The following is a 23,828-nucleotide window of genomic DNA, read 5'->3' on the forward strand; positions in this document are numbered from 1 at the left end:
TGTCGGAGGGTTAGGTCAGTTGCAGGGTGGTGATGCAGGTCGGGTCGTCACTGTTCATCGTGGAGATGTCTGCCGTTCCCGCCTGGCCGTCGTATTCCACGGTGAGGGTCGCCGTTGTGCCGCGGGGTACCCAGATGCCGATGAAGCCATTGTCGTAGGTCTGCCGCACCTCGTCGACGAGCACTTCACCGTCATCGCCGGTGAGCGTGACCTGAACCTCAGCATTGGCGAGCTCACCGAGGCAGGTGGTCAGGCTGTGGAAGTAGCAGTCGTGGGTTTGATCTCGGTAGGGGGCGATCGAGATGTATACCTCGTCATCGGGCATCGGCAGCTGTGTTTCGCGTTCTTGGTCATCGGTGAGGACGAGTGCATCCGGCTGCACGGACGCGATCAGATCGGCGGGGCGGTCAGCGACGGGCATCGTGTCGAGCCGTTCGATGACCTGCGCGGCATCGAGGCCGTCCAGGTCGTGTGCCGCCAGGAAGTCGTTGTCGACTGATTGAGTGCCCGCCGAGGGCGAATCAGATTCGGGTGAAGACGTCGTCGTGGAGCATGCGGTGAGAACGAGACCGGAGACGAGCATGACGGTCGCGGCGACAATCAGCTTCCGTCGTCGCGGAGTGGTGAGGTGAGACATGGCGTGATCCTTCGAAGAGTGATGGGGGTTGGCGCCGGGGCTGTCGCCCCGGCGCCAACCGGGATGACCGGTCGATCAGAGGGTGGCGAGGAGGTCTTGCATCTGCTGGATCTCGGTGGTCTGGGCGTCGATGATCGTCTGCGCGAGCTCGACGGCGTCAGGGTTGCTGCCGTCGTCGACTTGCGTCTGGGCCATCTCGACCGCTCCCTCGTGATGGCCGATCATCTGCTCCAGGAACAGCTTCGACGCCTCGGTACCCTCAGCTGATTCGAGGGCGGCGAGATCATCCTCGGTCATCATGCCGTCTCCGTGATCCATCCCGTCCGTCTGGTGCTCTTCGGGGTTCACGCCCCAGGCGTTCAGCCAGCCCTGGAGCTGTTCGATCTCGGGACCCTGGGCGGCTTTGATCGCCTCGGCCAGTTCGACCACCTCGGGGTAGACGCCGTCCTTGGCGAGGACGATGTCGCTCATCTCGATGGCCTGCTCGTGGTGGACGATCATCATCGAGGCGAACATCACGTCCGCATCGTTGACGTCCGCCGCCTGTTCGGACGAGCCGTGATCCATGCCCGGCATCGAGTCTTCCCCGCTTCCAGTCGAGCATCCAGCCAACGTGAGGGCAGCGGAGAGGGCGAGTGCTGCGGTCGCCGCAGTACGAAACTTCATGAGTGTTCTCCAGTATCTACAGTCGCTTCGGTGACGCGGCGCCCGCAAGGGTCGCCGCGTTAGTGAGTGAGTGAGTGAACCGGTAGCTCTGGTGTGCGCCGGTTCATCTCTCGATCACGTGCGACTGATACAGAGAACGTGTAACAACGGCGCCCTGCTCACCTGCCTGTCGATGCCGCGCCACACGAGCAACGGTCGGGGCACGGTACGCATCCACCCCGGAAGGAGCCGCGGCGGCAGCAGGACCAGGAGGACCAGCAGCAGCGCAAGCACGCATGCCATCGCCATACCGAGATGATCGCCAGCACCGCAGTCCGCGCATGAGGCACCGGGATCGCCGAGCGCACCATTGGGCTCGTGATCACCGACCGCGCCGTGATGGGCTGCGCCTGCATCGACGACAGAAGCCGATACGACGGCCGGCGCGTGGGCGGCAGGGGTTCCGTGCAGGTTCAGCGTGTGCATCGCTAGCAGTCCGAAGATGATGGTCGCTACCAGCAGACCTCCGAGCACCACGCACTGGAAGAAGCCCCGGAGGCCCTTCCTGCCGCGCGCTGCTGCCACTGATGCCACGCACCCCAGTTTACGGGCTCCGTGTGGATCGAGTCTGCGCCGGAGCGGTCGGGAGCGACCGAGGCTGCTGGACCCGCGGGGTACTGGACGGGTGGCTGGGCTACCAGACTCAACCCGAGTGGAATACCCCAGGGGGGGTATATGGTTGGAGGTGCAGAAGTGGTTGAGACCGTCAGGAGGACCCGATGCGTTTGTTTGCGATCCGCGACTTCCGGCATCTGTTCAGCGCGCAGATCATCGCATTGTTCGGTACCGGGTTGGCGACCGTCGCTCTCGGCCTGCTGTCCTACGAACTCGCCGGCGCGAGCGCGGGGGCGGTGCTCGCGACGGCGCTGACGATCAAGATGGTCATGTACGTCCTGATCGCTCCGCTGGCGGCGGCCTATGCCGACCGCCTCCCGAGACGGATGTTCCTGACCCTGCTCGATGTGGTGCGCGCGATGGTGGTGCTCGCGTTGCCGTTCGTCACGGAGATCTGGCAGATCTACGTCCTCATCGGTGTCTTGCAAGCAGCCTCCGCGGCATTCACGCCGACATTCCAGGCAGTCATCCCCGATATCGTGCCCGAGGAGTCCGACTACACCCGGGCGCTGTCCGCGTCGCAGGTGGCATACACGATGGAGAGCCTGCTCAGCCCGGTTCTGGCTGCGGTGGCCCTGACGTTCATGACGTTCAACTGGCTATTCGTGGGCACCTCGGTGGGCTTCGTGCTCTCCGCCATCCTGGTGCTCTCCACTCGCATCCCTAACGCTGCCCCGAGTGGGCAGGCGGGCGCCTGGAACCGCGTCACCTCGGGCATGAAGGTCTTCTTCTCCACTCCGCGCCTGCGCGGCGTCATGGCCCTGAATCTGGTGGTCGCCGCAGCCGGATCGATCGTCGTCGTCAACACGGTCAACTACGTTCGAGATCAGCTCGGCGGCACGCAGGCCGACGTCGCCTGGATGCTCGCAGCCTCCGGCGGCGGCACACTGCTGGTCGCGCTGTTCCTGCCACGCGTGCTCGATCGGATCGCCGAGCGGGTCGTCATGATGACCGGTGCCGTCGTGCTGCTTGCCGGCGTGTTGGCTGCCGTAGCGATGACCGCCGCCCAGGCGATCTCCTGGACGATCACGGCACCCATCTGGGTCGCCATCGGAGGCGGCATGGCCTTGATCGTCACGCCCACCGGACGGGTGATTCGCGGCTCGGCTCCCAAGCTCGAACTCCCTGCAGCCTTCGCAGCACAGTTCTCACTGTCCCACCTGGCTTGGCTCGTAACCTACCCGATTGCCGGATGGGTCGGCACAGCGTCCGGATTCACTCTCGCATGGTCGATCCTTGCGGCTCTCGCCATCACCGGCGCCATCGCGGCGCAGATGCTCTGGCCCCGCGAGAAGGGAACGAAGGCCATCGTCGCCGGCACTGACGCAGAAACGGCGACGGGCGACCCGGCGCTCCGTGAGGAGACCGAAGCCGCCGAAGGCACCCTCGCGGCATCCCAGTGCTCCTGCGTGCGCACCGCGTGAGCACGGAGCTGGCGGAAGGGGCATTGGTTCCGGGGATCGCGGCATGATGCTCGATGTGGTGCGGCAATCCGGCCTGTGGATCAGGTGCGGGTCGGCGCGGAAAGCACCTTCACGCTCGACGCGGCGATCGCGGAAAGTGAGGGGTAGCCGTTGATCTCGCACTGCGGGCACGGCGGGAACGACAACAGGCGCGGGGCGCGGGTCCCGCCGGTCTAGGCCGCGGCCGCCTCCGCATACTCCCGAACTCCGAGGCACTGGAGACCCTCGCCTACCGCTTCGCGATACTCGGATTCATCTTCTGTACGTTCACCCTTATCGCCGGGGTGATCTGGGCGAACGAGCCGTGGGGACGCTACTGGGGCTTCGGTTGGCGCCGCACGAAGTCCGCCGGGCTGTCGCTGATCGAGTTCGCCGCGGTGCTGTTCACCTTCGCGATCGTCAACCTCTTCTTCAAAGGCCTGCACGCCTACTCCGGCATCAGCTAAACACCGGGCGACACACCCACATCGAGCCGACAACGGAGCTGCGCGGTGCTGGCCACGACCAGTTACTGGACCGATGCAAGCGGCAATCCGCGCGCCGCTGCTCGAATCGGCGAATTGTCAGTATGTCAGCGTTTACTGTATAGTTCAGTGCATGCTGACTATTGCTTCACGCCTCGACGTCATGAACCGGCTCGGCCGGGCCATGGCAGATCCGACGCGCTCCAAGATTCTAATGACTCTGCTCGACGCCCCGAGTTATCCGGGTGTGCTCTCCCGCGAACTGGAGTTGACGCGCTCGAACGTGTCCAACCATCTTACGTGCCTGCGTGACTGCGGGATCGTGGTCGCGGAGCCTGAGGGGCGACAGACGCGGTATGCGATCGCGGATCCGCACCTTGCCGCGGCACTCGTCGCGCTGGTGGATGTGACGCTGGCTGTCGATGAGCATGCGCCGTGCGTGGACTCGTCGTGCACGGTGCCGGGCTGCTGCGGTACAGGGGCGGACGCGTGAGTGCGGCGTGTGGCTGCGAGCACGAGCCTGCCGTTGCGGCGGATGAGCCCGAAGAGGTGGAGCGGCCCTGGTGGCGGGACCGCGGGATCATGGTGCCGGTCTTCTCCGGTGTTGCGTTCCTGACAGGTCTGGTCTTCGAGTGGTCCGTTCTCGAGATCCCGGCGCTCGTGCTGTTCTGGGCCGGCCTGTTGCTGGGCGCGTCGACGTTCACGCCCGGCGCGATTCGCAAGCTGTTCAAGGGCAAACTCGGCATCGGGCTGCTGATGACGATCAGCGCGATCGGCGCGGTCATCCTCGGCTACGTCGAAGAGGCCGCGGCGCTGGCGTTCCTGTACTCAATCGCAGAGGCCCTCGAGGACAAGGTGATGGACCGCGCCCGTGGCGGACTGCGGGCGCTGCTGAAGCTCGTGCCGGAGACGGCGACAGTGCTGCGCGACGGGGTGTCCGTGCAGGTTCAGGCGAAAGAGCTGACGGTCGGCCAGGTCATGGTGGTCCGTCCGGGTGAGCGGATCGCGACCGACGGGATTGTCCGTGCGGGGCGTTCCAGCCTGGACACCTCGGCGATCACCGGAGAGTCGATCCCGGTTGAGGTCGAGCCCGGCGCTGCGGTGTCGGCCGGCGCGATCAACAGCGCCGGCGCGCTGGAGGTCGAGACGACCGCGGCGGGCACCGACAACTCGCTCACCACGATCGTCGAGCTGGTGGAGCAGGCGCAGACCGAGAAGGGCGAGCGGGCGCGTCTCGCCGACCGGATCGCGCGGCCGCTGGTCCCGGGTGTGCTGATCCTCGCCGCCCTCGTCGCGATCATCGGGTCACTGCTGGGCGACCCGGAGGTATGGATCACCCGCGCGCTCGTGGTGCTGGTCGCCGCCTCTCCGTGCGCGCTGGCGATCTCTGTGCCGCTGACGGTCGTCGCCGCGATCGGCGCGGCGAGCAAGTTCGGCGTGATCATCAAATCCGGCGCGGTGTTCGAGCGCTTCGGAACGGTCCGGCACGTCGCGGTCGACAAGACCGGAACCCTCACCCGCAACGAGCCCGCGGTCACCGCCGTCCTCACCGCGGACGGCGTGACCGAGACGCAGGCACTGGCCTGGGCGGCGGCGCTGGAGCAGCACAGCACGCACCCCCTCGCCTCCGCGATCACCGCCGCCGCCCCGGGCGTTCCCGCGGCCGCGGACGTGACCGAGCAGGCCGGACACGGCATCGAAGGCACCGTCGACGGCGTGACGATCACCGTCGGCAGCCCCCGCTGGCTCGACGCCGGCGAGCTCGGCGACCGGGTCGCGCTTCTTGAGGAACAGGGCATGACCGTCGTGATCGTCCACCGCGGTGGAGTGGCGGTCGCCGCGATCGGTGTCCGCGACGAGCTGCGCCCCAAAGTCCCCGAAGTCGTCCGCACGCTCGCGGATCAGGGTATCGGCGTGACGATGCTCACCGGGGACAACGCCCGCACTGCTCGTGCGCTGGCTGCGCAGGCGGGGATCGGTGACGTGCGCGCGGAGCTGCGTCCCGAGGACAAGGCGGCCGCGATCGGCGAGTTGTCGAAGGCGGGATCGGTCGCGATGATCGGCGACGGCATCAACGACGCCCCGGCCCTGGCGTCCGCGGACATCGGCATCGCGATGGGGGCGACCGGCTCCGATGCAGCGATCGAGTCCGCGGACGTGGCCTTCACCGGCCATGACCTGCGTCTCATCCCGCGGGCGTTCGACCACGCCCGGCGGGGCCGGCGGATCATCAACCAGAACATCATCCTGTCGCTGCTGATCATCACCGCACTGCTCCCGCTGGCGCTGTTCGGTGTGCTGGGACTTGCGGCTGTCGTCCTGGTCCACGAGGTCGCGGAGGTCATCGTGATCCTCAACGGCCTGCGCGCCGCACGCACCCGCACACCACGGTTGGCGAGCTGATGCTCGCGACCATCGGCTCAGCGATCGGCCTGTTCGCTGCGACCAACATCGACGACATCGTCGTGCTCACGGTGCTGTTCCTTGCCTCCAGCCGGGGGAAGCCACGGCCGTGGCAGATCATTGCTGGCCAGTATCTCGGGTTCATCACCCTCGTCGTGATCAGCGTGATCGCCGCGCTCGGTCTCACGATCGTCCCGGACGAATGGGTGGGCTTCCTCGGTCTCATCCCGCTCGGCATCGGCATCTGGACCCTAGTGCGCGGCCTGCGCCGCAACGGCGACGATGATGACGACGACGACAAGATCAGCGCAGTAGGCCTGTGGGGCGTCGCGGGGATCACGATCGCCAACGGGGCGGACAACATCTCCCTCTACACGCCGATCTTCCGCACCAGCACTCCCGGCGACGTCGTGATCATGATCGTCGTGTTCCTGATCCTCGTCGCCGTCTGGTGTGCCGCCGGACGCCTGATCGGCACGCACAAGGCGGTCACCGAGACGCTCGAGCGCGTCGAGCACTGGCTCGTCCCGGTCGTGTTCATCGGCCTGGGCCTGTTCATCCTGATCGAGTCCGGCGTCATCGTCCGTCTCTTCGAGGTCCTCGCATGACTCCGGACACGAACGCAGACGTTGAGTCGGCATCGGAACAGCGGCCGCAGAGGGGGCGCTGGCGGCTCACTGCCTGGGCACTCCTGATCGCCGTGGTCGTCGTCTTCATCGATCAGGGGACGAAGGCATGGGCCGAGGCCACTCTGTCGGAGCACGAGCGCATCCCGCTGATCGGCGACCTGCTCGGCCTGCAACTCGCCTACAACCCCGGCGCGGCATTCTCCTTCGGCGAGGGCTCCACCTGGGTGTTCGCTCTCATCGCCGTCGCGGCCACGGTCACCGCGATCGTGTTCGCCTTCCGAGTCCGACGCCCCGGATGGGCGATCGTGATCGGTGCGCTCGGCGGGGCCGCAGCCTCGCACGCCGGCGACCGGCTTTTCCGCCAACCAGGATTCGCGCAGGGGCACGTCGTGGACTTCCTCGCCTACGGCAACTGGTTCATCGGGAACGTCGCCGACATCGTCATCGTCATCGCCGCGATCGCCGGAGCGCTCCTGATGCTCCGCAGCGCCGAGAACTGAGAGGACCATCATGGAGATCACACTGCAATACTTCGACGGCTGCCCGAACTGGGAGGTACTCGACCACAGGATCGCCGAAGCACTCCACGGGCGCACCGATGCAAGCATCATCCGTCAACGAGTCGGGACCACGGAGGAAGCAGTTCGTCTCGGGTTTCACGGTTCCCCGACGATCCTCATCGACGGCATCGACCCGTTCGCCGAACCAAGCGCGCCCGTCGGACTCGCCTGCCGCGTCTTCCGGACACCGAACGGGCTTGCCGGGTCACCGACCCTCGAACAGCTGCATGCGGTGTTCTCTGAAGCGCGTAGCTGAGCATCGCGAGTTCCCGGGCCCGCGCAGCTCGGCGTGCGCCCGAAAAAGTGCTAGCGAAAGTGCTAAGCAACCTGTAGCTCGGGGTAGCTCGGTGGAGTTATCCACAGTTCACGTGCTGTAGATCGTTGACTTTATGCGGCAGAACGTCATACCGAGATTCGCGGCGCGAGGGGGTCGAGATCAGTTCAAGTCCCCCCTCGCGCACAGTTGAAGATGGCCCGGTTCCTTTCGAGGAAGCCGGGCCTTCTTCTTTCCGCATGCTTCGGGTCGTCGATGACGGTGGTGGGGCGTCGCGAATCGACCGCTAGTGTCTGGTCATGAAACGCAGCGAGTACCGCACTTCCCTGATGGGATGGCGAGCCGCGCTCATCACGCTCGCCGCCTCGATCATCGGCTTCGCGGCGGTGGTGATCCCGCTGCTGAACACCGTCGTGGATCGGGATGGGACCATCACGGCCCGCGATCAGAAGATCGATGAACTCGAGCAGGAACTGGATTCCGCGAACGCGAAACTCGAGGTCCGGCAGGAAGCGATCGCCGAACTGCGCGATGAGAACAGGGAGCTCCGCGCGGCGTTGCCGTACACGGTCGCGCCGGAAGACGTTCACGACATCCGTGCGACGGCCACTCTGACGCTCGCCAAGCGGGGGGACACGCTCGACTTGAACTCGGCGCTCCCGAACTTCGGTGCCGCGGACTTCGTCTACTCGGACACTCTTTCTTACAGCGGTGACAGATTGATCCTGGGGTACGGCGCCTCCACCGTGGTCTTGGGTTCGGGTAATGCGGACTACGCGACGTGTGCCGCGGCGACGGGGTGGTCGCGCGGGTCGTCCCTCGACCCCCACCAGCTGGAGGCACCCACGACGTGCGTCCGGCTCCAATCCGATCGGTACGCAGCGATCCAGGTGCTTCGCTACGACGCGAACTCCGTCGACGTGACCATCACGGTCTGGGAGTAGCGCGTCGGAGCCTTCTCCCGTCACCGCACCGGCAGGTACCGACTCAGGTGCTCGAACGGCGGCTGCGATGAGAGGTGCGACACGGCCGCAGACCCCACGGTGCACGCGGCTTCGAGAGCGTCGGCAGGCGCGTGCCCTGCGCGCAGCGCGAGCACGAGTGCCGCGCAGAACGCATCCCCCGCGCCGACCGTGTTCACGGCCTCGGCGGGGATGCCGTCAGCCCGGGCGATCTCCTCGCCACGGCGATACAGGGCGGCGCCGGCCGCGCCGTAGGTGACCGCGACGAGTTCGGCCTCGGCGAGCTCGGGCATGAGCTCGCGCTCGGTCTCGTTCACGATGAACAGATCGACGCGACTCAGCAGCGCTTCGGGGAGCGGCTGGGCGGGAGCGGCGTTGACGGCGATGAAGCCGGGCGCCGTTGCGGCGACCTCTTCGACGATGCTGAGCGCGATCTCCAGTTGCATGAGCACCGCCTCCTCTCGGAAGGTCACGCCGTCGAGACTCACCCGATCATTCGCTCCCGGGCACACCGCGATCTGGTTCTCGGCGTCGGAATCCACGACGATCAGTGCCGTTCCGGTCGGGGCATCGACGGTGCGGAGGTTGGTGGTGTCCACCCCGGCCCGATCCATCTCGTCTCGGGTCCAGGCCCCGTCGGCGTCATCCCCGACGGCGCCGATCATGCGGACTCTCCCGCCGAGCTTCGCGGCGGCGACGGCCTGATTCGCGCCCTTCCCTCCCAGGTCTCGGGACAGCCTTCCGCCGGCGACGGTCTCACCTGCGGTGGGGAGGCGATCGACGAACGCGGTGACGTCGACGTTCGCGCTGCCGACGACGACGAGTGAGGCAGAGACAAGGGTGGTCATGGCGGCGGCTTTCGGATCGTGGGATGGGGTAGGCAACGACGACGGTGCACCCGACTTGACGTTCCTGCAAGAAAGTGTAAACGTTTACGCACGAACATCTGCAAAGGAGCACCATGACCACTCCCGTCCTTCTCGACTGCGATCCGGGCCACGACGACGTCTTCGCGATCTGGCTCGCGGCCGGAAACGACGCCATCGACCTGCGCGGTGTGACGACCGTCGGCGGCAACGGCTACCTCGAGCACACGACCCGCAACGCGCGGATCGCCCTCACGGTCGCCGGGGTCACGGACGTGCCGGTCGCCGCCGGTGCCGACAAGCCCCTCACGCGTGAACTGACCCCCGGGGCGTGGATCCACGGCGAGAACGCGCTGGGCGGTCCGGTGCTCCCCGAACCCACGGTGCCCCTCGATCCGCGCCACGCCGTCGACTTCCTCGCCGACACGCTCGCCGCTTCGTCGGAGCCGATCACGCTGATCCCGACCGGTCCGCTGACGAACATCGCGCTCCTGCTGCAGCAGCGCCCCGACGTCACGTCGCAGATCAAGGAGATCATCTGGATGGGCGGCTCGACCGGACGCGGCAACGTGGGCGCGTACCCGGAGTTCAATGCCTGGGCCGACCCCGAAGCCGCAGCCGTCGTGTTCGCCTCCGGACTGCCGCTGACGATGGTCGGGCTCAACATCTCCCACCAGGCCCTCATCACCGAAGAGGTCATCCAGCGCATCGGTGCGGTCGGCAACGACACCGCAGCCTTCGGGATCGAGCTGCTCCGGTTCTTCTGCAGCACCTACGAGAAGGCGGAGGGCATGCCCGAGGGCCCTCTGCACGACCCCATCACCGTGGCCATCGCGATCGACCGCGCCGTCGCCTCCGTGCAGCGCTGCCATGTGGACATCGAGACCACGGGCGAGTTCACAGCCGGTGCGACCTGCGTCGATCTCCACGACATGCTCGGCAAGGAGCCGAACACCGACGTCGCGATCACCCTCGACGTGCCGAAGTTCTGGAACCTGGTCACCGACGCCGTCGGCGCGCTGGCATGAGGATCAGTGCGTAACGGCGGGCGTCGTCGACTCGGCCACGCGCAGACTCGGCGCGAGGCGACGGAGCACGTACGGGGCCTCGGGGTCTTCCATCCGTCGCACCAGGGCCTCGGTCGCCTCCTGAGCGAGCCCGTCGAACGGTTGCACGACGGTCGTCAGCCGCGGTTCGCAGACGTCGGCGAGCATCGTCCCGTCGAAGCCCGTCACCTGCACATCGGAGGGAACGCTCCTGCCCGCGCGCTTCAACGCCGCGATGGCGCCGGCCGCGACGAGGTCGTCTCCGGCGATGATCGCGTCGGGAAGAGGCCCGCGGGCGAGCAGCTCTTCCGCGGCCCGCTCTCCGAAGGCGAGCAGGTACTCGCCGAAGATGTTGTCCTCGCGGGACAGCGACCGGGTGCGGACCGTGGCCTCGAACGCGGCGCGTCGCTCACGGCCCACCGAGGTGACGTCGTTGCCCGAGACGAGCACGACCCGACGCGCTCCGCGGGAGGTGACGTGGTCGACGGCGAGATCGATGCCGGCGTCGTTGTCCACTCCAACGAAGTCGGCGGACAGGTCGATCACGCGGCGGTCGAGCTGCACCAGCGGCACTCTGCGGGCGGTGTCCGCGACGGCGTCGTACGAGAGCTCGGCATCGGAGGGCACGACGAAGATCCCCTCGACGCGACGTTCGACCAGCATGCGGAGACGGTCGCGTTCGCGGTCGACCTCGCCGTGCGAGTCGGCGATGACGAGATCGAAGCCGCGGCGCTGCAGATGGTCTTCGAGGCGGTGGATGAGCTCGCCGTAGAAAGGGTTGCTGATCACCGGGACCACGACGCCGATCGTGGCACCGCTGCCCGCCCGCAGTCCGCGACCGATGAGATTGACGCGGTAGCCGAGACGCTCGGCGACCTCGGCCACGTGCTCGGCGGTGCGGCCGGAGACGCGGTCCTTCCCGTTGAGGGCCCGCGAGACGGTCGCGATGGACACCCCGGCGGCTGCCGCCACCTCGTGCAACGTGACCGACGCCTTCTTCACCACGACACGACCCCCCATCGGTGCCGCCGTCGACACCATCAGTCAAAGATATGGCGTGCGTAAAGGATTACGCACGCGATCAGCCCCCGATCAGCCCCCGATCAGCCCCCGATCAGCCCCCGATCAGCCCCCGATCAGCCACCGACCAACCACCGACAAGCCCCCCACCAGACACGAAGAAGTGAGCAATGACCAACCACACACAAGCTGTTCGCACCCGGACGAACGTGGTGGCGCTGATGATCGCCCTCCTCGCCGCCTGCCTCGCGTTCCAGCTCAACGCCAGCATGCTGAGCCCCGCGCTGGTGACGATGGAGCGCGAACTCGACGCCACCTCCACCGAGATCGCCGCGACCCAGACGGTGTTCTTCACAGCTGCCGCGCTGTTCACCCTGTTCCTCCCCCGCCTGGGTGATCTGATCGGACGTCGACGGGTTCTCGTCGGCATGCTCGTGGTGATGGCCGTGGGCTGCGTCGTGGCGGCGCTGGCCACGAACGTCCCGATGCTGTTCGTCGGCCGGCTGATCCAGGGCGTGTCGGGACCGGTCGTTCCGCTCTGCCTGATCATGCTGCGAGCTGCGGTGAAGGATCCGAAGGCGTACGGCACCCTCCTCGGTGTCGTCACCGCCGTCAACGGAGGGATCGCCGGAGGTGACGCTCTGCTCGGCGGATATCTGGCGACGAACCACGGCTTCGCGTCGATCTTCTGGACCATGGCGGGTGTGGCGATCGTCGCCGCCCTGACCGTGCGCCTGCTCGCCCCGGAGACCATGGCCGATGACCGTCCCCGCATGGACTGGTGGGGGTCGCTGCTGCTCGTCGTCTCGGTGGGATCGATGCTCGTCGCGCTCAACGAGCTCGGCAAGCTCGCCGGCGCGGACCTGCTGCTCGTCGTCGTCCTCGGCATCGTCGCGGTTGCATCCTTCGCCGCCTTCTGGAAGCTCGAGGGACGGATCGCGGATCCGCTCGTGTCGATCCCCCAGCTGAAGCAGAGGGCTACCTGGGCACTGAGCGCGACCTCGCTCCTGACCCTGTCGGGGATCTTCGCGATCATGAACGGCGTGGTCCCCGCACTCGCGCAGGACACCGCGATGAACCTCTCGATGAGTGCGGAGGAGGTGTCGCTGTGGATCCTGATGCCCTACGCCCTCGCCGGGCTCCTCATGGGTCCGCTCAGCGGTCGGCTCGCAGCCACGGTCGGATACCGCACGATGCTGCGCATCGGGCTGGGCGGAACCGTGCTCGTGCTCGGACTCATGGTCGCCAATGTGGAGACCTCATCGCGATTCGTGCTGCTCCTCCTCTCGATCGCGGTCGGGATCACCTACGCGGGAATCGGCAACATCATGCTCAACGGTCTGGGTGTCGTGCTCTCGCCGAAGGATCGCCCCGGTTCACTCCCCGGCCTGAACACCGGCGCCATCAATCTCGGCGCCGGGCTGAGCTTCGTCGTCATCTACGCGGCGCAGACCTCCTTCGCCTCGAGCGAGGTGCCGGCGGGCGGATATGTCGCGGCGCTGATCACCGGGGCCGTCGTCCTCGTCGGCGCGCTGGTGTTCTCGATGTTCATCCCGAAGCCGGTGAGCGCGGAACTGGTGCGCCGGTAGGTTGCGTAGCGCTCGGACCCCTGCCCTTATCCGGGCGGGGGTCCGAGGTGGTTCCGAGGGGTGGGTCGTGAAACATCCGTCTGCAGGACGACATCGTCCCTACCTTCGGCGGATGCCGTACGCCGTCGTCGGCGCGACGATGGAAGTTCCCGTCCTCAGGGAAGGCATCCCGTGACCTCACGCACCCCCAGTCCTCGCTTCGCTCTCGCGCTCGCCGCCGTCGGACTCAGCACCTCGGCGCTCGAACTCGCGGCCTGCGCTTCACTCGCCCCCTCTACGACGTCCTCCACGAGCATAGGGTCCCTCCCCGACGATGACGATGCCGATGCCGATGCCGATGCCGATGCCGATGCCGATGCCGAGGCCGACACCGTCGCCTGACCGAGGGCACCGGAACCACGCGGAGAATCGACCCGGCATGCGGGAGCGAGTCGTCAGCCCAGCGGACCTTCGAGAACCGTGAGGACGTCGACCTCGGTGAAGCCGACCGATCGGTTGAGGGCGAGCATCGGCGCATTCGCCGGCGCCGTGTAGGTCTGCAGGAATCGTGACGCCGAGCTCTCCGGGAGGGTCATGAGCAGTCGCAGATTGGCGACCTTCAGGGCCCGCCCGATGCCGCGACCTCGCACCCGCTCCTCGACGAAGGTGTCGTCCTGCAGCACGATCGTCGGGTCGGGTCGGGAGAGCAGGATCTCCGTGTAGCCGACGGCGTTCCCCTCGATTCGTGCGACGCTCCGCACGAGCGCATAGCCCTGCTCCGACATGCGCTGCTCGTTCCGGCGAACCGCTGCGACGTCGGCAGTTGCTGCAGTTCGGGTGAGGTCGCCCATCGGCACGTCGTCCGACATGTCTGTGCGAAGCCGCGCCCAGTCGGCGAGCAGCTCGTCCGGACACGCGCCGACCCACGAGACGACCTCGATATCAGGGTGCGCAGCGGGCAGGCTTTCGAGCGTTCCCGCCGGCAGAGGCAGGTCGACCACCTGCCGGCTCTCGCGCATACCGACCCGCAGCCCCTCCGACTGCGCGAACGAGACCCCCGCTTCGGAGTACGTCTCGGTGCGCACGAGTGTGGCGGTGCCGCGCACTGCGTCGCGGACAGCGCGGAGCAGGGCGCGGGCGATCCCGCGGCGACGGAAGCGATCGAGAACAGCGATCTCGACGTCGGCCGGATCTCCGGGGTGCACGTGGGCCTCTGCGGCACCCACCGGCACTCCGCCGATCTCCGCGAGCAACAGCACTGACCTGCGGGTCGGATGCGGGTTCTGGAACTGCCGACGCGTCGCCTCATCGCTGCGAGACCACACCTTCCGGCGTCCGGCCGCGTATCCGCCGCTGAGGATGCCGTTCCACTGGTTCAACAGCGCGGTGTTCTGCGGGTCGACATGCGTGATGCGGATATCCATCGAAGGTCGTGACGCTCTCGGCTCGGGGTCGGACGGTGCCTCACCCAGGTTGCCACGCGGTTGGGCCGATCGCTCGACTCGTGGCTCCCCGCGGCATCTGACAGGGTGGGTGCAGGACCTGTCCCCGACGATGAAGTGGTGAGCGATGAGTGGATCTGAGACCTCGGGGGTGACGGTCGAGGGCGTGTCATCGCGGTGGTCGCCCTGGTGGCTGGCATCCGGCGGGCTGTTCGTCGTCTCAGCTCTGCTGGCAGCTTTCCGCAGTCTTCCCGGGTCCCTCGATGTCGAAGCTCTCGTCGGGATGTCGACAGCGGCCACCCTCGCCTTCAGCCTCGCGCTCGTCGCCGCCGGGATCGGAGCTGCGCGCCGTGACGACACCCCGCGGTTGCCGAGGGCTGCGGTCGTCTCCTTCTTTCTTCTCGCGGGCTGGCTGCCCATCGGTCCGCTGTTGCTGACGGCATCGTTCGACTTCAGCTCCGCCGTGCCGATCTACGTGAACGCCCTCGTGGAACTGGCGCTGTCGGGGACGATCGTCGCCGGAGTTCTGCGCAGCACGCTGGTGACACCCTGGAGGCTCATCCCGGCGATCGCGCTCGCCGCGGTGGTGCTGGGCTCGCTGATGGAGGTCGCCGTCATGTCGGGCGGCGTATCCGACCAGAACGCGATGATCACGGTCTCCAACGTGCTGATCCTGACGCGCATCCTCGCCACCGGAGCCCTGGCCGCCGTGGCGCTCCGGGCCGCGCGTGCTCGGCCCGGAGCGGTGGTCGTGTTCGGCGGATGACCCTCGGACAGCGATCGTCAGGCAGCCGAGACGTACCCCTTCGAGGAGTCGTCGTCGACCAGTACGTAGGTGAGCACGCCTGCCGCATCGCCGCCCGTGTGTCTCCACACCCTTTCGTGTGCGCCGGTGGCGTAGTCGAGCACGATCCAATCCGGGGCGTGCGGGTCGCGACGTCCGACCACATAGGAGGTGCTGCCGAGACCGACGGACCCGAGTCGGGCGATGAACTGGTCCCCGTTCAGTGTTTCGGGTGGAGTGCGGCACAGCTCGGTCGGGCGGATGCGCATCGTCAGGTCGGCCTCGCCGGCCCTCCCCCTCATGCGACGTCTCCGGCGCGGACACCGAGCTCGCTGGTGTCGTCGAGACCGTGCGCGTCGAGATAGGCGCGGATCGTGTCATGGACGATGCGGATCTGCGCCTCGTTCCCCATCGCGGCCTGCATCGTTCCCATCGTGGGGGCGGGCTTGCCGTTCACCCGGTCGAGAGCCTCCCAGACGATGTCTTCGCGGGAGCCTCGGCCCATCGAATGCGGCATCGAGCTGAACACCGGGTTCGGCTTCCAGCCGTCTCGGGTCTCCTTCATCAGTGCTTCCTCTCGTCTCGCCGGGCGCCGTCGAATGCGGGCGCGCTCGGTCCTGTGCGCGGGCACGCCGAAACCATCCCGGGACGATGCGCCCCCGATGGACGGCATGCTCGTCCTGCGGCCAGGTGCCTTCCCGAAGAGCTGTCGGATGTCGATGAAGGGAAAGACGATCTGGCCGTCCGGTTCTCTCCGACAGTAGCACGCTATTTTTAGTGATTCAAAATAAGCGCGGGGACGCCGCGTGAGGGATACGACGAGAAGGCCCGATCCGTGAACCGGATCGGGCCTTCTCGTCTCGCGGGGATCAGTCGCGCGGTGCGTCGTTCCAGGACCAGATGTCGTCGCCGCGCAGCACGGCATCGGCTCCGCCGTCGCAGTAGATGGTCTGGCCCGCCATGTGGGTGTTGACCGGGCTCGTCAGCCACACGAGCAGTTCGGCGATCGAGGACGCCGGCTGGTGGTAGTTCAACGGCATCGGCACGGCGGCGTCGACCTGCGCCAGTCCCTCAGGGCTCGCAAGCAATCCGGCGGTCATCGCCGTGATGACGGTTCCCGGTGCGACGGCGTTCAGGGGGATGCCGGCACCGGCCCATTCCTCCGAGACGGACGCGCGGCGGACCCACCGCGACAGTGCGCGCTTGCTCGAGGAGTAGTTCAGGAATCCGCCCTCCGGCGTGGCGGCTAGCTGGTCTCCGATCTCGAGCGCGCGGTTCTCGTCGCCGCTCAGCGCTGCATCGACGAGGTCAGCCGAGACGGGCTGCAACGAGGCCATCGAGGAGACGACCGCGGCACGAGGCTGGTCCGCCAGGCTCAGGCTCGGCAGCAGGGCGGTCAGGAACTCGGTCACGCCGAAGTAGTTGATGGCCATGGTCTTGGCGATGGGCGCTGAGATCCCGGCGCACGCGATGACCGCGTCGATGCCTCCATCGGCGGCCGCGATCACTGCGTCCGCGGCGGCGAGGCGGCCTGCGGGCGTCGACAGGTCGCCCGTGACCTCCACTCCGGCCAGATCGACGCCGATGACGGAGTGTCCCTGCGTGCGCAGCAACTCGGCAGTGGCTGCGCCGATACCGGATGCGGCGCCGGTGACGACATAAGTGCGGGTCATTGTTCCTCCAGGGGTGGTGAGACGGGATCGGACGACCGGGATATGGTCGCGAGCGTCGCCCCGGGGAGGGCGGCGACGAATCGGCTGAGGTGGGCCTGGAACTGGGTGATCTCCTGTGCGGACCACCCCGCGAGAGCTCCGCCGACCATCTGCTGCCCGGCGTCGACGAGGCGCGCATACGCCACCCGCCCGGCATCCGTCAGCCGCACGTCGACCGTGCGTCCTGATCGGATCCGGTCGAAGAGTCCCCGAGCGGACATGCGCGAGACCAGCTTCGAGGTGGTGGGACGCGACAGTGCCGCCCGATCGGCCAGGTGGCCGAATCCGAGCGAACCCCCGCTCATGCCGACCAGATACAGCGCCCGCACCTCGAGAGCGTCGAGGGAGTCGTCGACGCTCTCGGCGATACGCACCTGCAGCTCGCTCTGCGTCCACTCCGCGACCACTCGGACCAGCGCGTCACGGATGTCATCGAGCTCGTCGTGGACAGCCATGACTCCATAATAACAGCTCAGTTGCGTGCGGCAACTATTGGTTTCCGCGGCCTCTCGTCCTCACCCCGGCAGGATGAGGACCTGGAGAATCCCCCTAGAACGGCGCGGACTGACGCTCCTATACTCGCCAGAACATGAACACGTGGTCTCCGACCCGGCCTCATCACTGATCCATCGACCTGTCGGCGGCCTGCACTCCTTCGTTGCCCTTGTGGCTTCCCCACGAAACGAGCACCATGTCGACGACGTCACAGCCCATTGAGGGTCGACTGCGGAAATTCCTCCTCTCCCTCGTCGCGGTCTTCGCCCTGGTCGGCGCGGGCCTCGTCGTTCCCCTGGCAGCCCAGGCGGCCGAGTCCTCGCTCCGCATCGACAAGCGCGTCGACGGGCTGGATACGCAGGACACCCTCGGCCCCGGAGATGAGTTCACCTACACGGTCGACCTGGTCTGCGACGACGTCGACTGTCTCAACGTCGTGCTCACCGACACGCTCCCGGCGGAGTTCGCGGGGTTCCAGTTCGTCGGATCCTCCTATACGCCGTCTGACCTGCCGCTCACCGCGACCACCACGGGGTGCGTCGAGGAGAACGGCGTCCCCGTCGAGGTCAGCGACGACTGCACCGTCCGCGTGGTCTTCCAGCAACCGGTCGATGGCGGTATCGGGCTGGAAGCGGGCGGGACCCTCAAACTCAGCGTGGTGCTCCGGGCACCCCTCGATCTGCCCGCGGACTGGCAGTACAACGGCGACACCGTCACGAACACGGCATCGGCCGACTGGGACAACGGTCCAGGCGACCTGCCGGCGACGATCACGGACTCCGCGGATGCAGTCGTCACGGTCGACACCGTCATCGGGGTCGAGGCGAGCAAGAGCTGGACGCCCGCGTCCCAGCAATTCGATCCGGGCGAGACGTCGGAGATCACGCTCGGCGCGCAGAACCAGTCGAACATCGGCGCGGAGACGCTCGTCATCCAGGAGCCGACGACGGCAGCCGACGGCGCGACGACGCTGGCGTCCGACAACCCGTTCCGCGTCGTCGACTTCCAGGGATTCGGGGCGACGACCCTGCCTCCGGCAGCGACAGCCGTGCAGGTCGACGCCTATGTCTACGACGAGGGATCCGGCACATGGAGCTGGCAGGCGGGCACGCCAGGGGCCACCCCGGCTCTTCCCACCGGTGTCGCCCCGGCAGACGTCGGGGGCATCCGGCTGACGTACTCGGGCGGCACGATCGGCTCCGATGCGACCGCGTCCACGGCGTTCTCCGTCGGTCAACGCGCCACGGATCGCAACGACGGCAGCACGCTCGCGACCGGCGACTCCGTCACCAACAGCATCACCTCGACCGTCAACGCCCCGGGCGGAGCGACGGCGAGCGACGACGCCACCGCGCCCTACGAGATCGGACCGCTGACGATCGGGGTGCTCGCGGGCAAGACGATCACCCCCGCCGAGCTCGCGGCAGGGGGCGAGGCGACCGCCGAGCTCACGGCGACCAACACCTCGAACGGTCCCGTGGACAGCCTCACCATCTCGGATCTGGGCTTCTTCGACGCGGACATGGTGTTCGGCGGATTCCCGTCCGGCATCGACTACCCCGCGGGAGCGACAGCGGGAACCATCACCTGGTACATCGACGGAGTCGCCCAGGCGCCTGTGCCGTTCGCCGACTCCGCGTCTCCGGCTCCGCCGTCAGGGACCGTCACCGGGTTCGTCATCGAGTTCACGGGGGAGATCCCCGCGAACGCGGCCGCCACGATCGACGTCGCGATCGACCCTTCCCTCTCGTTGGTGAGTACCGAGGCGCCGACCCATCAGCGCACGAACACGATCGACGTCACGGCTACGAACGACGTGGGAACGGCAGATGACTCCGCCTCCGCCGACATCGCGGTCTACTTCCCGCAGATCGATGTCGCGCTCGACAAGCGGATCAGCCCGAGGGGTGCGGTCGAGCCGGGGAACAGCGTCGTCGCGAGTCTGACCGCCACGACGGCGACAGGTGTGGCGCAGGTCGATCCGACGCAGATCGTCGTCGAAGACACCTGGCGTGAAGACCAGGTCGACGACTTCTGGAACGCGTTCGACCTCGTGGGCATCGCCCCGACACAGGTGCCGCCGAACACCACGGCGACCGCCGAGTATCAGCGCCCGGACGGCACTTGGGTCACGCTCGCCACGGTGAGCACCGGAGCGACGGCGCAGACATTCCAGATGAGCCGCGCGGAGTTCGCAGCCGCCCTCACACCTCCGGACACGCCCGCAGACGTCACCGGCGTCCGCTTCACGTTCGACAATCCGGACGGCTTCGCCCAGGGCTTCAGCGTCGAGCCGAACCTCGTCTTCGAGGCGCGGACGGACCTGCGCGACGGATCGGGCCCCACCGACCCGCGTGACGATCCCGAAGACGAGCAGTCGGCGCAGCGACCCACCGTGTACGAGAACGAGGCCACGGCGCAGAGCCACGGCGATGTCGACGGCCTCCCCGACGGCATCGACAGCGCCGTGGTCACCGATCAGGACACGATCGGCGTCCAGACGCCGGCGACCGGCGAGGGCGCGGGAGTCGACGCCGAGAAGCGCTGGGTCGAGACCGGAGACAAGACCACCGACGTCGACTTCGTCGATGCGCAGTCCGGCGCCATCGTGTCCACCCGCAACGAGTGGCGGACGGGGACCCCGGGGATCGACGTCCTCAACCTGACGGATCCCGCGACCGCCCCGGACACCGATCCCGCCGGCGCGGCGACGACTGTCTTCCAGGCGTTCGATCTGCTGAGCATCGACCCCGTCACCCTCGCCGACGATCCGCTGCTGGCCTGGGACGACATCACCGAGGTCTGGCTGTTCGTCGACGGCGCGTGGACACCCATCTCTGCGCCCGGCGGTTCGTGGATGGGAGCGGACGGGTTCATCGGCTACACCCTCACCCCGGAGCAGACCGCCGGAACCACCGGTGTGCGGCTCGTCTACCGTCCGGATGACGCCGCCCGCACCGCCAGCTCCGACCCGACCAGGCCGGAACCCGGCTCCGGGCTCGCCACCTCCGCCGTCGGACAGTACCGACCGACATTCCTCACGTGGGAGCTGCGCAACGTCGTTCGTGACGACAGTGCCACCGCCGACCGCTGGGTGAGCGCCGACCAGACCTTCAACGACGCCGACCCCGGAGTCGTGTGGAACACGCTGCGCGGGGATTGGACCTCGGCGGCAGGGAACGGCAGCGACACGGAGCGCGACAACATCACGCTGATCGATCAGCCGCCGCTCGTGTCCGTCGACAAGACCGTCACGCCGGCGACTGTGACGATCCCGGAGTCGGCTGATGTGGACCCCGCGAACTATCCGACCGTGATGTTCGACATCGCCGCCAGGAACGACAGCACGGCCCGCGCATCGTACGTGCGCGTGACCGATCCGATCCCGTGCACGCCCGGAGCGGCGGACCAGTGTGTGAGCGCAGCCGATGCCTGGGCGGATGACCCCTTCGACGGGGCCGACTACGACGCGGGGACGAACCCCTACGAACGGCTCGACGTGCTGTCGCTCGCGTTCAGCTACCCTGCCGATCAGGTCGACCCGGCGACCTCCACCGTCACGCTGTGGGATCGCGCCGCCGACGGCACCCTGAGCACGCGCACGATGTCCGTCACGGCAGCGTCATCGCTCGCCGAAGCCGACCTCGCGACCGTGGTCGGTGTCAGTGTCGTCTTCCACGGCATCGACCCCGAGACCGACGGTGGAAGCATCCGTGCCGGAGAGGCTCTCGAGGTGCAGATCGAGACGCGCGTGCGACAGTACGAGCGCTCGGATGCCGGCCAGCTCGTGGAACCGGGCACCGTCGCCAATGACGTGATCGCCCAGTCCTATGATCCGGTGCTCACCCCGTCCGGCTCTGCGTCCAGGCCCAACGACACGGCCAGGGACACGGTCGAGTTGATCGGTGCGTTCCTCGATGTGACTCTCGCGAAGACCATCACCCCGGACGCGATCCTCGAGACCGAGTTGGCGAACCCGGTCACCGTGACGCTCGATGCGACGGACGGCGTCTCGACGGCCGCCACGCAGCAGGTCACGATCACCGATGCGGACGCCGAGTTCTGGAACACCGTGCGCCTCGCCCCCGATCCGGCACTGAGCGTGGTCCTCCCCGCCGGCGCCGATCAGGTGCGCATCGACGTCCTCGTCGGGACGACCTGGGCGGAGGGAGCCTTCGCTGCGACGGCCGCTTTCCCCGCCGGAATCGATCCGGCGACGGTGGTCGGGGTGAGGGCTGTGCTCCGCAACGCCGCGGGCGACGTGTTCTCCCGCAACGCGCCGCCGGACGACTGGACTGCTCAGCTCTCCTTCGACGTCGTGGTGCTCACCACGCAGCGAGACGGTTCGCCCCTGGTGCTGCCCGCCACCGTCCCGAACGCGGCGACCGCGGAGAGCGCGAGACTCGACGGCCTCTACCCTGCGGCAGAAGACCAAGGTGACGCCGAGCTCGCCATCGACCCGGGGACCCACCAGCTCGACGTCGTGAAGTCGCAGCCGGGAACGAGTCATGTGGTGTCCATCGGCGCGAGCCTGCCCTGGACGCTGCAGTTCACCAACACGGGAACGGGCTTCGTCACGATCGACCAGCTCACCGATCAGCTGCCGGAGTACCTCGACTGGGACTTCTCACCGCCCACCTATCAGACCTCTGCGGGAGGAACGCTCTCCACCGACGTGTCGGCTCTGATCGACGACACGGGCAAGAACGTGACGTTCACCTGGCCCGAGGGCGGTGACCGAATGTCTCCCGGCGAGGTCTTCACGATCACGGTGAACCTGGTGCTGGCTCCGGGGCTCGCTCTCGATCAGTTCACGACCAACAGCTTCGTCGTCACCACCGCTGAGGACCTCGACTCCTGCACCAATGCCTCCGGCAACGGCGAGGGCACGGTTCCGGATCTCGCCGCCGACCAGTGCGGGACGACGAACTACGTGCAGCCATCGCCCGGTGGCGCGCTCGCCGCATACAAGTACGTCAAGGGTGAGATCGACGGCGATCTGGTCGATGGGCAGGTCAACCTGAACAATCCGGACGCTGCCTGCCCGCTCGACCCCGATGGGTACACGCGCACCCCCTGCGCCGCTTACACGGCCGTGGGTGCGACCGACGACTGGCGGCTGTCCGTCGTGAACGGGGGCACCGTCGGGTTCCCGACCGTGTCGATCGTGGATCCCCTGCCGAGGATCGGTGATCGTCTGCTCGCGACCGGCACGGCGCGCAACAGCACCTACGCGCCGGTGCTCCTGCCCGACTCGCTCACCGCGAACGTGCTGCCCAGCGGTGCGGTGTTCACTCTCGACGTCACCACCTCCGCTTCCCCGTGTGTGGGCACCGGACCCACCTCTGCGTGGTTCGACGACCTGCTCTGCGACACCACGGCAACCTGGACTCCGGCCGACTCCTACGGCGGAGCGTGGGAGGACGTCACCGGCATCCGCGTCATGATCGACTTCACGGGTACCGCCACCGGTTCGTTCGGCCCCGGCGACGTGCTGTCTTTGCACTACGAGACGCAGAACGTGCCCGAGTCCACCACCTACCCCGACCTCGCCCCGATCGCCGTCCCCGACGCGGGCGGCATCGCATGGAACCAGATGGGCGCCGTGGGGACCGACGCCGGGGGCCGGGAGTACTCGGTGGCCCCTGTGCAGGCCGGGGTCCTGCTGCAGGACGGCGATCTCGCGGTGCAGAAGGTCGTGGTCGGCGACACAGGGCGGGCGCCCACCACCTTCGACTTCCGACTCGAATGCTCGGTCGCGGGAGTTCCCTTGGCGCTCCCCGCCGGCGGGATCATCACCGTCTCGGAGCAGAGCCAGCTGAAGGGGCGGCTCGACGCTCTGCCACTGGGCTCGACCTGTGTGGTCTCGGAAGTCGGAGACGTCGGAGCCCACGGCGAGCAGTCCCGACTCGGAGACGGTCAGACCGTGACGATCACGACACCCTCGGTGGCGGACGCAGAGCCGCCGACGACCCAGACGGCGTCCATCACCAATGTGTACCCGATCCTGCCCCCCGACCCGGTCGTGCCCCCCGGCCCGCTACCGGACGGTGGCGGCGGGCTCCCGACGACAGGGGTGGACGGAGCCTCCGCGTCGCTGCTGGCCGGTATCGGGGTGCTGCTGCTCCTCGCGGGAGCGGTCCTGATCCGTCGTCGGCGAGGTGCCGTGAGCTAGCCCTGGGC

Annotated in this window: 22 protein-coding genes and 1 pseudogene; 13 read left to right on the top strand and 10 right to left on the bottom strand. The window is 67.7% G+C overall.

Translation table 11 applies throughout. The features are described from left to right. Positions 1 to 10: 10 nt before the first annotated feature. The 3 genes from AAY78_RS09150 to AAY78_RS09160 all read right to left on the bottom strand — a co-directional run bounded on the left by AAY78_RS09150 (position 11) and on the right by AAY78_RS09160 (position 1,876). On the bottom strand, positions 11 to 637 hold the full coding sequence (locus AAY78_RS09150; protein ID WP_046747999.1) for a CueP family metal-binding protein: 627 nt from the start codon (positions 635 to 637) through the stop codon (positions 11 to 13). 75 nt (positions 638 to 712) lie between these two features. Continuing rightward, positions 713 to 1,303, bottom strand: coding sequence for a DUF305 domain-containing protein (locus AAY78_RS09155; protein ID WP_046748000.1), 591 nt, complete (start codon positions 1,301 to 1,303; stop codon positions 713 to 715). Between the two features lie 114 nt (positions 1,304 to 1,417). Then, positions 1,418 to 1,876 carry a DUF6153 family protein gene (locus tag AAY78_RS09160; protein ID WP_230977764.1) on the bottom strand — a complete coding sequence of 153 codons (459 nt, stop codon included), beginning with the start codon at positions 1,874 to 1,876 and terminating at the stop codon, positions 1,418 to 1,420. Between the two features lie 185 nt (positions 1,877 to 2,061). Here AAY78_RS09160 and AAY78_RS09165 point away from each other — a divergent pair, with 185 nt between their 5' ends. The 8 genes and pseudogenes from AAY78_RS09165 (at position 2,062) to AAY78_RS09200 (ending at position 8,694) form a co-directional block, all read left to right on the top strand. Further along, positions 2,062 to 3,381 carry an MFS transporter gene (locus tag AAY78_RS09165; RefSeq protein ID WP_046748002.1) on the top strand — a complete coding sequence of 440 codons (1,320 nt, stop codon included), beginning with the start codon at positions 2,062 to 2,064 and terminating at the stop codon, positions 3,379 to 3,381. A 140-nt stretch (positions 3,382 to 3,521) separates the two neighbouring features. Next, positions 3,522 to 3,866 (top strand): annotated as a pseudogene (gene ccsA / locus AAY78_RS19525) (cytochrome c biogenesis protein CcsA); the annotation flags it as partial. 151 nt (positions 3,867 to 4,017) lie between these two features. Then, positions 4,018 to 4,377, top strand: coding sequence for a Cd(II)/Pb(II)-sensing metalloregulatory transcriptional regulator CmtR (gene cmtR, locus AAY78_RS09175; protein WP_046748181.1), 360 nt, complete (start codon positions 4,018 to 4,020; stop codon positions 4,375 to 4,377). Next, complete coding sequence (locus AAY78_RS09180; protein WP_197077686.1) at positions 4,374 to 6,287, top strand: heavy metal translocating P-type ATPase; 1,914 nt, start codon at positions 4,374 to 4,376, stop codon at positions 6,285 to 6,287. Before cmtR ends, AAY78_RS09180 begins: the two co-directional genes overlap by 4 nt. Next, positions 6,287 to 6,895, top strand: a complete 609-nt coding sequence (locus tag AAY78_RS09185; protein ID WP_046748003.1) for a cadmium resistance transporter — start codon at positions 6,287 to 6,289, stop codon at positions 6,893 to 6,895. The genes AAY78_RS09180 and AAY78_RS09185 overlap by 1 nt, the downstream gene beginning before the upstream one ends. Next, positions 6,892 to 7,416: a signal peptidase II gene (locus AAY78_RS09190; RefSeq protein ID WP_046748004.1), complete on the top strand. Its 525-nt coding sequence runs from the start codon at positions 6,892 to 6,894 to the stop codon at positions 7,414 to 7,416. Before AAY78_RS09185 ends, AAY78_RS09190 begins: the two co-directional genes overlap by 4 nt. A 10-nt stretch (positions 7,417 to 7,426) precedes the next feature. Beyond that, positions 7,427 to 7,732, top strand: coding sequence for an alkylmercury lyase (locus AAY78_RS09195; protein WP_046748005.1), 306 nt, complete (start codon positions 7,427 to 7,429; stop codon positions 7,730 to 7,732). 317 nt (positions 7,733 to 8,049) lie between these two features. Further along, on the top strand, positions 8,050 to 8,694 hold the full coding sequence (locus tag AAY78_RS09200) for a hypothetical protein (RefSeq protein WP_156172633.1): 645 nt from the start codon (positions 8,050 to 8,052) through the stop codon (positions 8,692 to 8,694). A 20-nt stretch (positions 8,695 to 8,714) separates the two neighbouring features. On the opposite strand, the gene AAY78_RS09205 is transcribed toward AAY78_RS09200, so the two are convergent. Next, positions 8,715 to 9,560: a ribokinase gene (locus tag AAY78_RS09205; RefSeq protein ID WP_046748007.1), complete on the bottom strand. Its 846-nt coding sequence runs from the start codon at positions 9,558 to 9,560 to the stop codon at positions 8,715 to 8,717. 113 nt (positions 9,561 to 9,673) lie between these two features. On the opposite strand from AAY78_RS09205, the gene AAY78_RS09210 reads away from it, so the two are divergent. Further along, positions 9,674 to 10,606: a nucleoside hydrolase gene (locus tag AAY78_RS09210; RefSeq protein ID WP_046748008.1), complete on the top strand. Its 933-nt coding sequence runs from the start codon at positions 9,674 to 9,676 to the stop codon at positions 10,604 to 10,606. 3 nt (positions 10,607 to 10,609) lie between these two features. Here AAY78_RS09210 and AAY78_RS09215 read toward each other — a convergent pair whose 3' ends face one another. Then, positions 10,610 to 11,665, bottom strand: a complete 1,056-nt coding sequence (locus tag AAY78_RS09215; RefSeq protein ID WP_082108637.1) for a LacI family DNA-binding transcriptional regulator — start codon at positions 11,663 to 11,665, stop codon at positions 10,610 to 10,612. Positions 11,666 to 11,814: 149 nt separating this feature from the next. Here AAY78_RS09215 and uriT point away from each other — a divergent pair, with 149 nt between their 5' ends. Both uriT and AAY78_RS09225 read left to right on the top strand, forming a co-directional pair. Next, entirely contained in the window at positions 11,815 to 13,233 is a 1,419-nt protein-coding gene (gene uriT, locus AAY78_RS09220; RefSeq protein ID WP_046748009.1) for a uridine transporter UriT, read from the top strand. 171 nt (positions 13,234 to 13,404) lie between these two features. After that, the gene (locus tag AAY78_RS09225; protein WP_046748010.1) at positions 13,405 to 13,614 is read left to right on the top strand and encodes a hypothetical protein; all 210 of its coding nucleotides are present in this window, start codon (positions 13,405 to 13,407) and stop codon (positions 13,612 to 13,614) included. A gap of 53 nt (positions 13,615 to 13,667) precedes the next feature. Here AAY78_RS09225 and AAY78_RS09230 read toward each other — a convergent pair whose 3' ends face one another. Next, the gene (locus AAY78_RS09230) at positions 13,668 to 14,636 is read right to left on the bottom strand and encodes a GNAT family N-acetyltransferase (protein WP_046748011.1); all 969 of its coding nucleotides are present in this window, start codon (positions 14,634 to 14,636) and stop codon (positions 13,668 to 13,670) included. 145 nt (positions 14,637 to 14,781) lie between these two features. Here AAY78_RS09230 and AAY78_RS09235 point away from each other — a divergent pair, with 145 nt between their 5' ends. Then, complete coding sequence (locus AAY78_RS09235) at positions 14,782 to 15,420, top strand: hypothetical protein (RefSeq protein ID WP_046748012.1); 639 nt, start codon at positions 14,782 to 14,784, stop codon at positions 15,418 to 15,420. Between the two features lie 17 nt (positions 15,421 to 15,437). Here the strand turns inward: AAY78_RS09235 and AAY78_RS09240 are convergent, their stop codons facing one another. The 4 genes from AAY78_RS09240 to AAY78_RS09255 all read right to left on the bottom strand — a co-directional run bounded on the left by AAY78_RS09240 (position 15,438) and on the right by AAY78_RS09255 (position 17,605). Continuing rightward, on the bottom strand, positions 15,438 to 15,740 hold the full coding sequence (locus AAY78_RS09240; RefSeq protein ID WP_046748013.1) for a hypothetical protein: 303 nt from the start codon (positions 15,738 to 15,740) through the stop codon (positions 15,438 to 15,440). Beyond that, complete coding sequence (locus AAY78_RS09245; RefSeq protein WP_046748014.1) at positions 15,737 to 16,003, bottom strand: hypothetical protein; 267 nt, start codon at positions 16,001 to 16,003, stop codon at positions 15,737 to 15,739. The genes AAY78_RS09240 and AAY78_RS09245 overlap by 4 nt, the downstream gene beginning before the upstream one ends. A 304-nt stretch (positions 16,004 to 16,307) precedes the next feature. Beyond that, positions 16,308 to 17,111 carry an SDR family oxidoreductase gene (locus AAY78_RS09250; RefSeq protein WP_046748015.1) on the bottom strand — a complete coding sequence of 268 codons (804 nt, stop codon included), beginning with the start codon at positions 17,109 to 17,111 and terminating at the stop codon, positions 16,308 to 16,310. After that, positions 17,108 to 17,605, bottom strand: a complete 498-nt coding sequence (locus tag AAY78_RS09255) for a MarR family winged helix-turn-helix transcriptional regulator (RefSeq protein WP_046748016.1) — start codon at positions 17,603 to 17,605, stop codon at positions 17,108 to 17,110. The genes AAY78_RS09250 and AAY78_RS09255 overlap by 4 nt, the downstream gene beginning before the upstream one ends. Before the next feature lie 236 nt (positions 17,606 to 17,841). Here AAY78_RS09255 and AAY78_RS09260 point away from each other — a divergent pair, with 236 nt between their 5' ends. Next, on the top strand, positions 17,842 to 23,820 hold the full coding sequence (locus AAY78_RS09260) for an LPXTG cell wall anchor domain-containing protein (protein WP_046748017.1): 5,979 nt from the start codon (positions 17,842 to 17,844) through the stop codon (positions 23,818 to 23,820). Positions 23,821 to 23,828 lie beyond the last annotated feature (8 nt).

The organism is Microbacterium sp. Ag1 (assembly GCF_001005635.1).
In the GTDB taxonomy this organism is placed as follows: Bacteria; Actinomycetota; Actinomycetes; order Actinomycetales; family Microbacteriaceae; genus Microbacterium; species Microbacterium oxydans.

What these genes read in the sequence shown, in the direction of transcription:
- AAY78_RS09150 (WP_046747999.1), bottom strand. Translation starts at nt 637, where the DNA reads ATGTCTCACCTCACCACTCCGCGACGACGGAAGCTGATTGTCGCCGCG.
- AAY78_RS09155 (WP_046748000.1), bottom strand. Translation starts at nt 1,303, where the DNA reads ATGAAGTTTCGTACTGCGGCGACCGCAGCACTCGCCCTCTCCGCTGCC.
- AAY78_RS09165 (WP_046748002.1), top strand. Translation starts at nt 2,062, where the DNA reads ATGCGTTTGTTTGCGATCCGCGACTTCCGGCATCTGTTCAGCGCGCAG.
- cmtR (WP_046748181.1), top strand. Translation starts at nt 4,018, where the DNA reads ATGCTGACTATTGCTTCACGCCTCGACGTCATGAACCGGCTCGGCCGG.
- AAY78_RS09185 (WP_046748003.1), top strand. Translation starts at nt 6,287, where the DNA reads ATGCTCGCGACCATCGGCTCAGCGATCGGCCTGTTCGCTGCGACCAAC.
- AAY78_RS09190 (WP_046748004.1), top strand. Translation starts at nt 6,892, where the DNA reads ATGACTCCGGACACGAACGCAGACGTTGAGTCGGCATCGGAACAGCGG.
- AAY78_RS09195 (WP_046748005.1), top strand. Translation starts at nt 7,427, where the DNA reads ATGGAGATCACACTGCAATACTTCGACGGCTGCCCGAACTGGGAGGTA.
- AAY78_RS09200 (WP_156172633.1), top strand. Translation starts at nt 8,050, where the DNA reads ATGAAACGCAGCGAGTACCGCACTTCCCTGATGGGATGGCGAGCCGCG.
- AAY78_RS09205 (WP_046748007.1), bottom strand. Translation starts at nt 9,560, where the DNA reads ATGACCACCCTTGTCTCTGCCTCACTCGTCGTCGTCGGCAGCGCGAAC.
- AAY78_RS09210 (WP_046748008.1), top strand. Translation starts at nt 9,674, where the DNA reads ATGACCACTCCCGTCCTTCTCGACTGCGATCCGGGCCACGACGACGTC.
- AAY78_RS09215 (WP_082108637.1), bottom strand. Translation starts at nt 11,665, where the DNA reads ATGGTGTCGACGGCGGCACCGATGGGGGGTCGTGTCGTGGTGAAGAAG.
- uriT (WP_046748009.1), top strand. Translation starts at nt 11,815, where the DNA reads ATGACCAACCACACACAAGCTGTTCGCACCCGGACGAACGTGGTGGCG.
- AAY78_RS09230 (WP_046748011.1), bottom strand. Translation starts at nt 14,636, where the DNA reads ATGGATATCCGCATCACGCATGTCGACCCGCAGAACACCGCGCTGTTG.
- AAY78_RS09235 (WP_046748012.1), top strand. Translation starts at nt 14,782, where the DNA reads ATGAGTGGATCTGAGACCTCGGGGGTGACGGTCGAGGGCGTGTCATCG.
- AAY78_RS09240 (WP_046748013.1), bottom strand. Translation starts at nt 15,740, where the DNA reads ATGAGGGGGAGGGCCGGCGAGGCCGACCTGACGATGCGCATCCGCCCG.
- AAY78_RS09245 (WP_046748014.1), bottom strand. Translation starts at nt 16,003, where the DNA reads ATGAAGGAGACCCGAGACGGCTGGAAGCCGAACCCGGTGTTCAGCTCG.
- AAY78_RS09250 (WP_046748015.1), bottom strand. Translation starts at nt 17,111, where the DNA reads ATGACCCGCACTTATGTCGTCACCGGCGCCGCATCCGGTATCGGCGCA.
- AAY78_RS09255 (WP_046748016.1), bottom strand. Translation starts at nt 17,605, where the DNA reads ATGGCTGTCCACGACGAGCTCGATGACATCCGTGACGCGCTGGTCCGA.
- AAY78_RS09260 (WP_046748017.1), top strand. Translation starts at nt 17,842, where the DNA reads ATGTCGACGACGTCACAGCCCATTGAGGGTCGACTGCGGAAATTCCTC.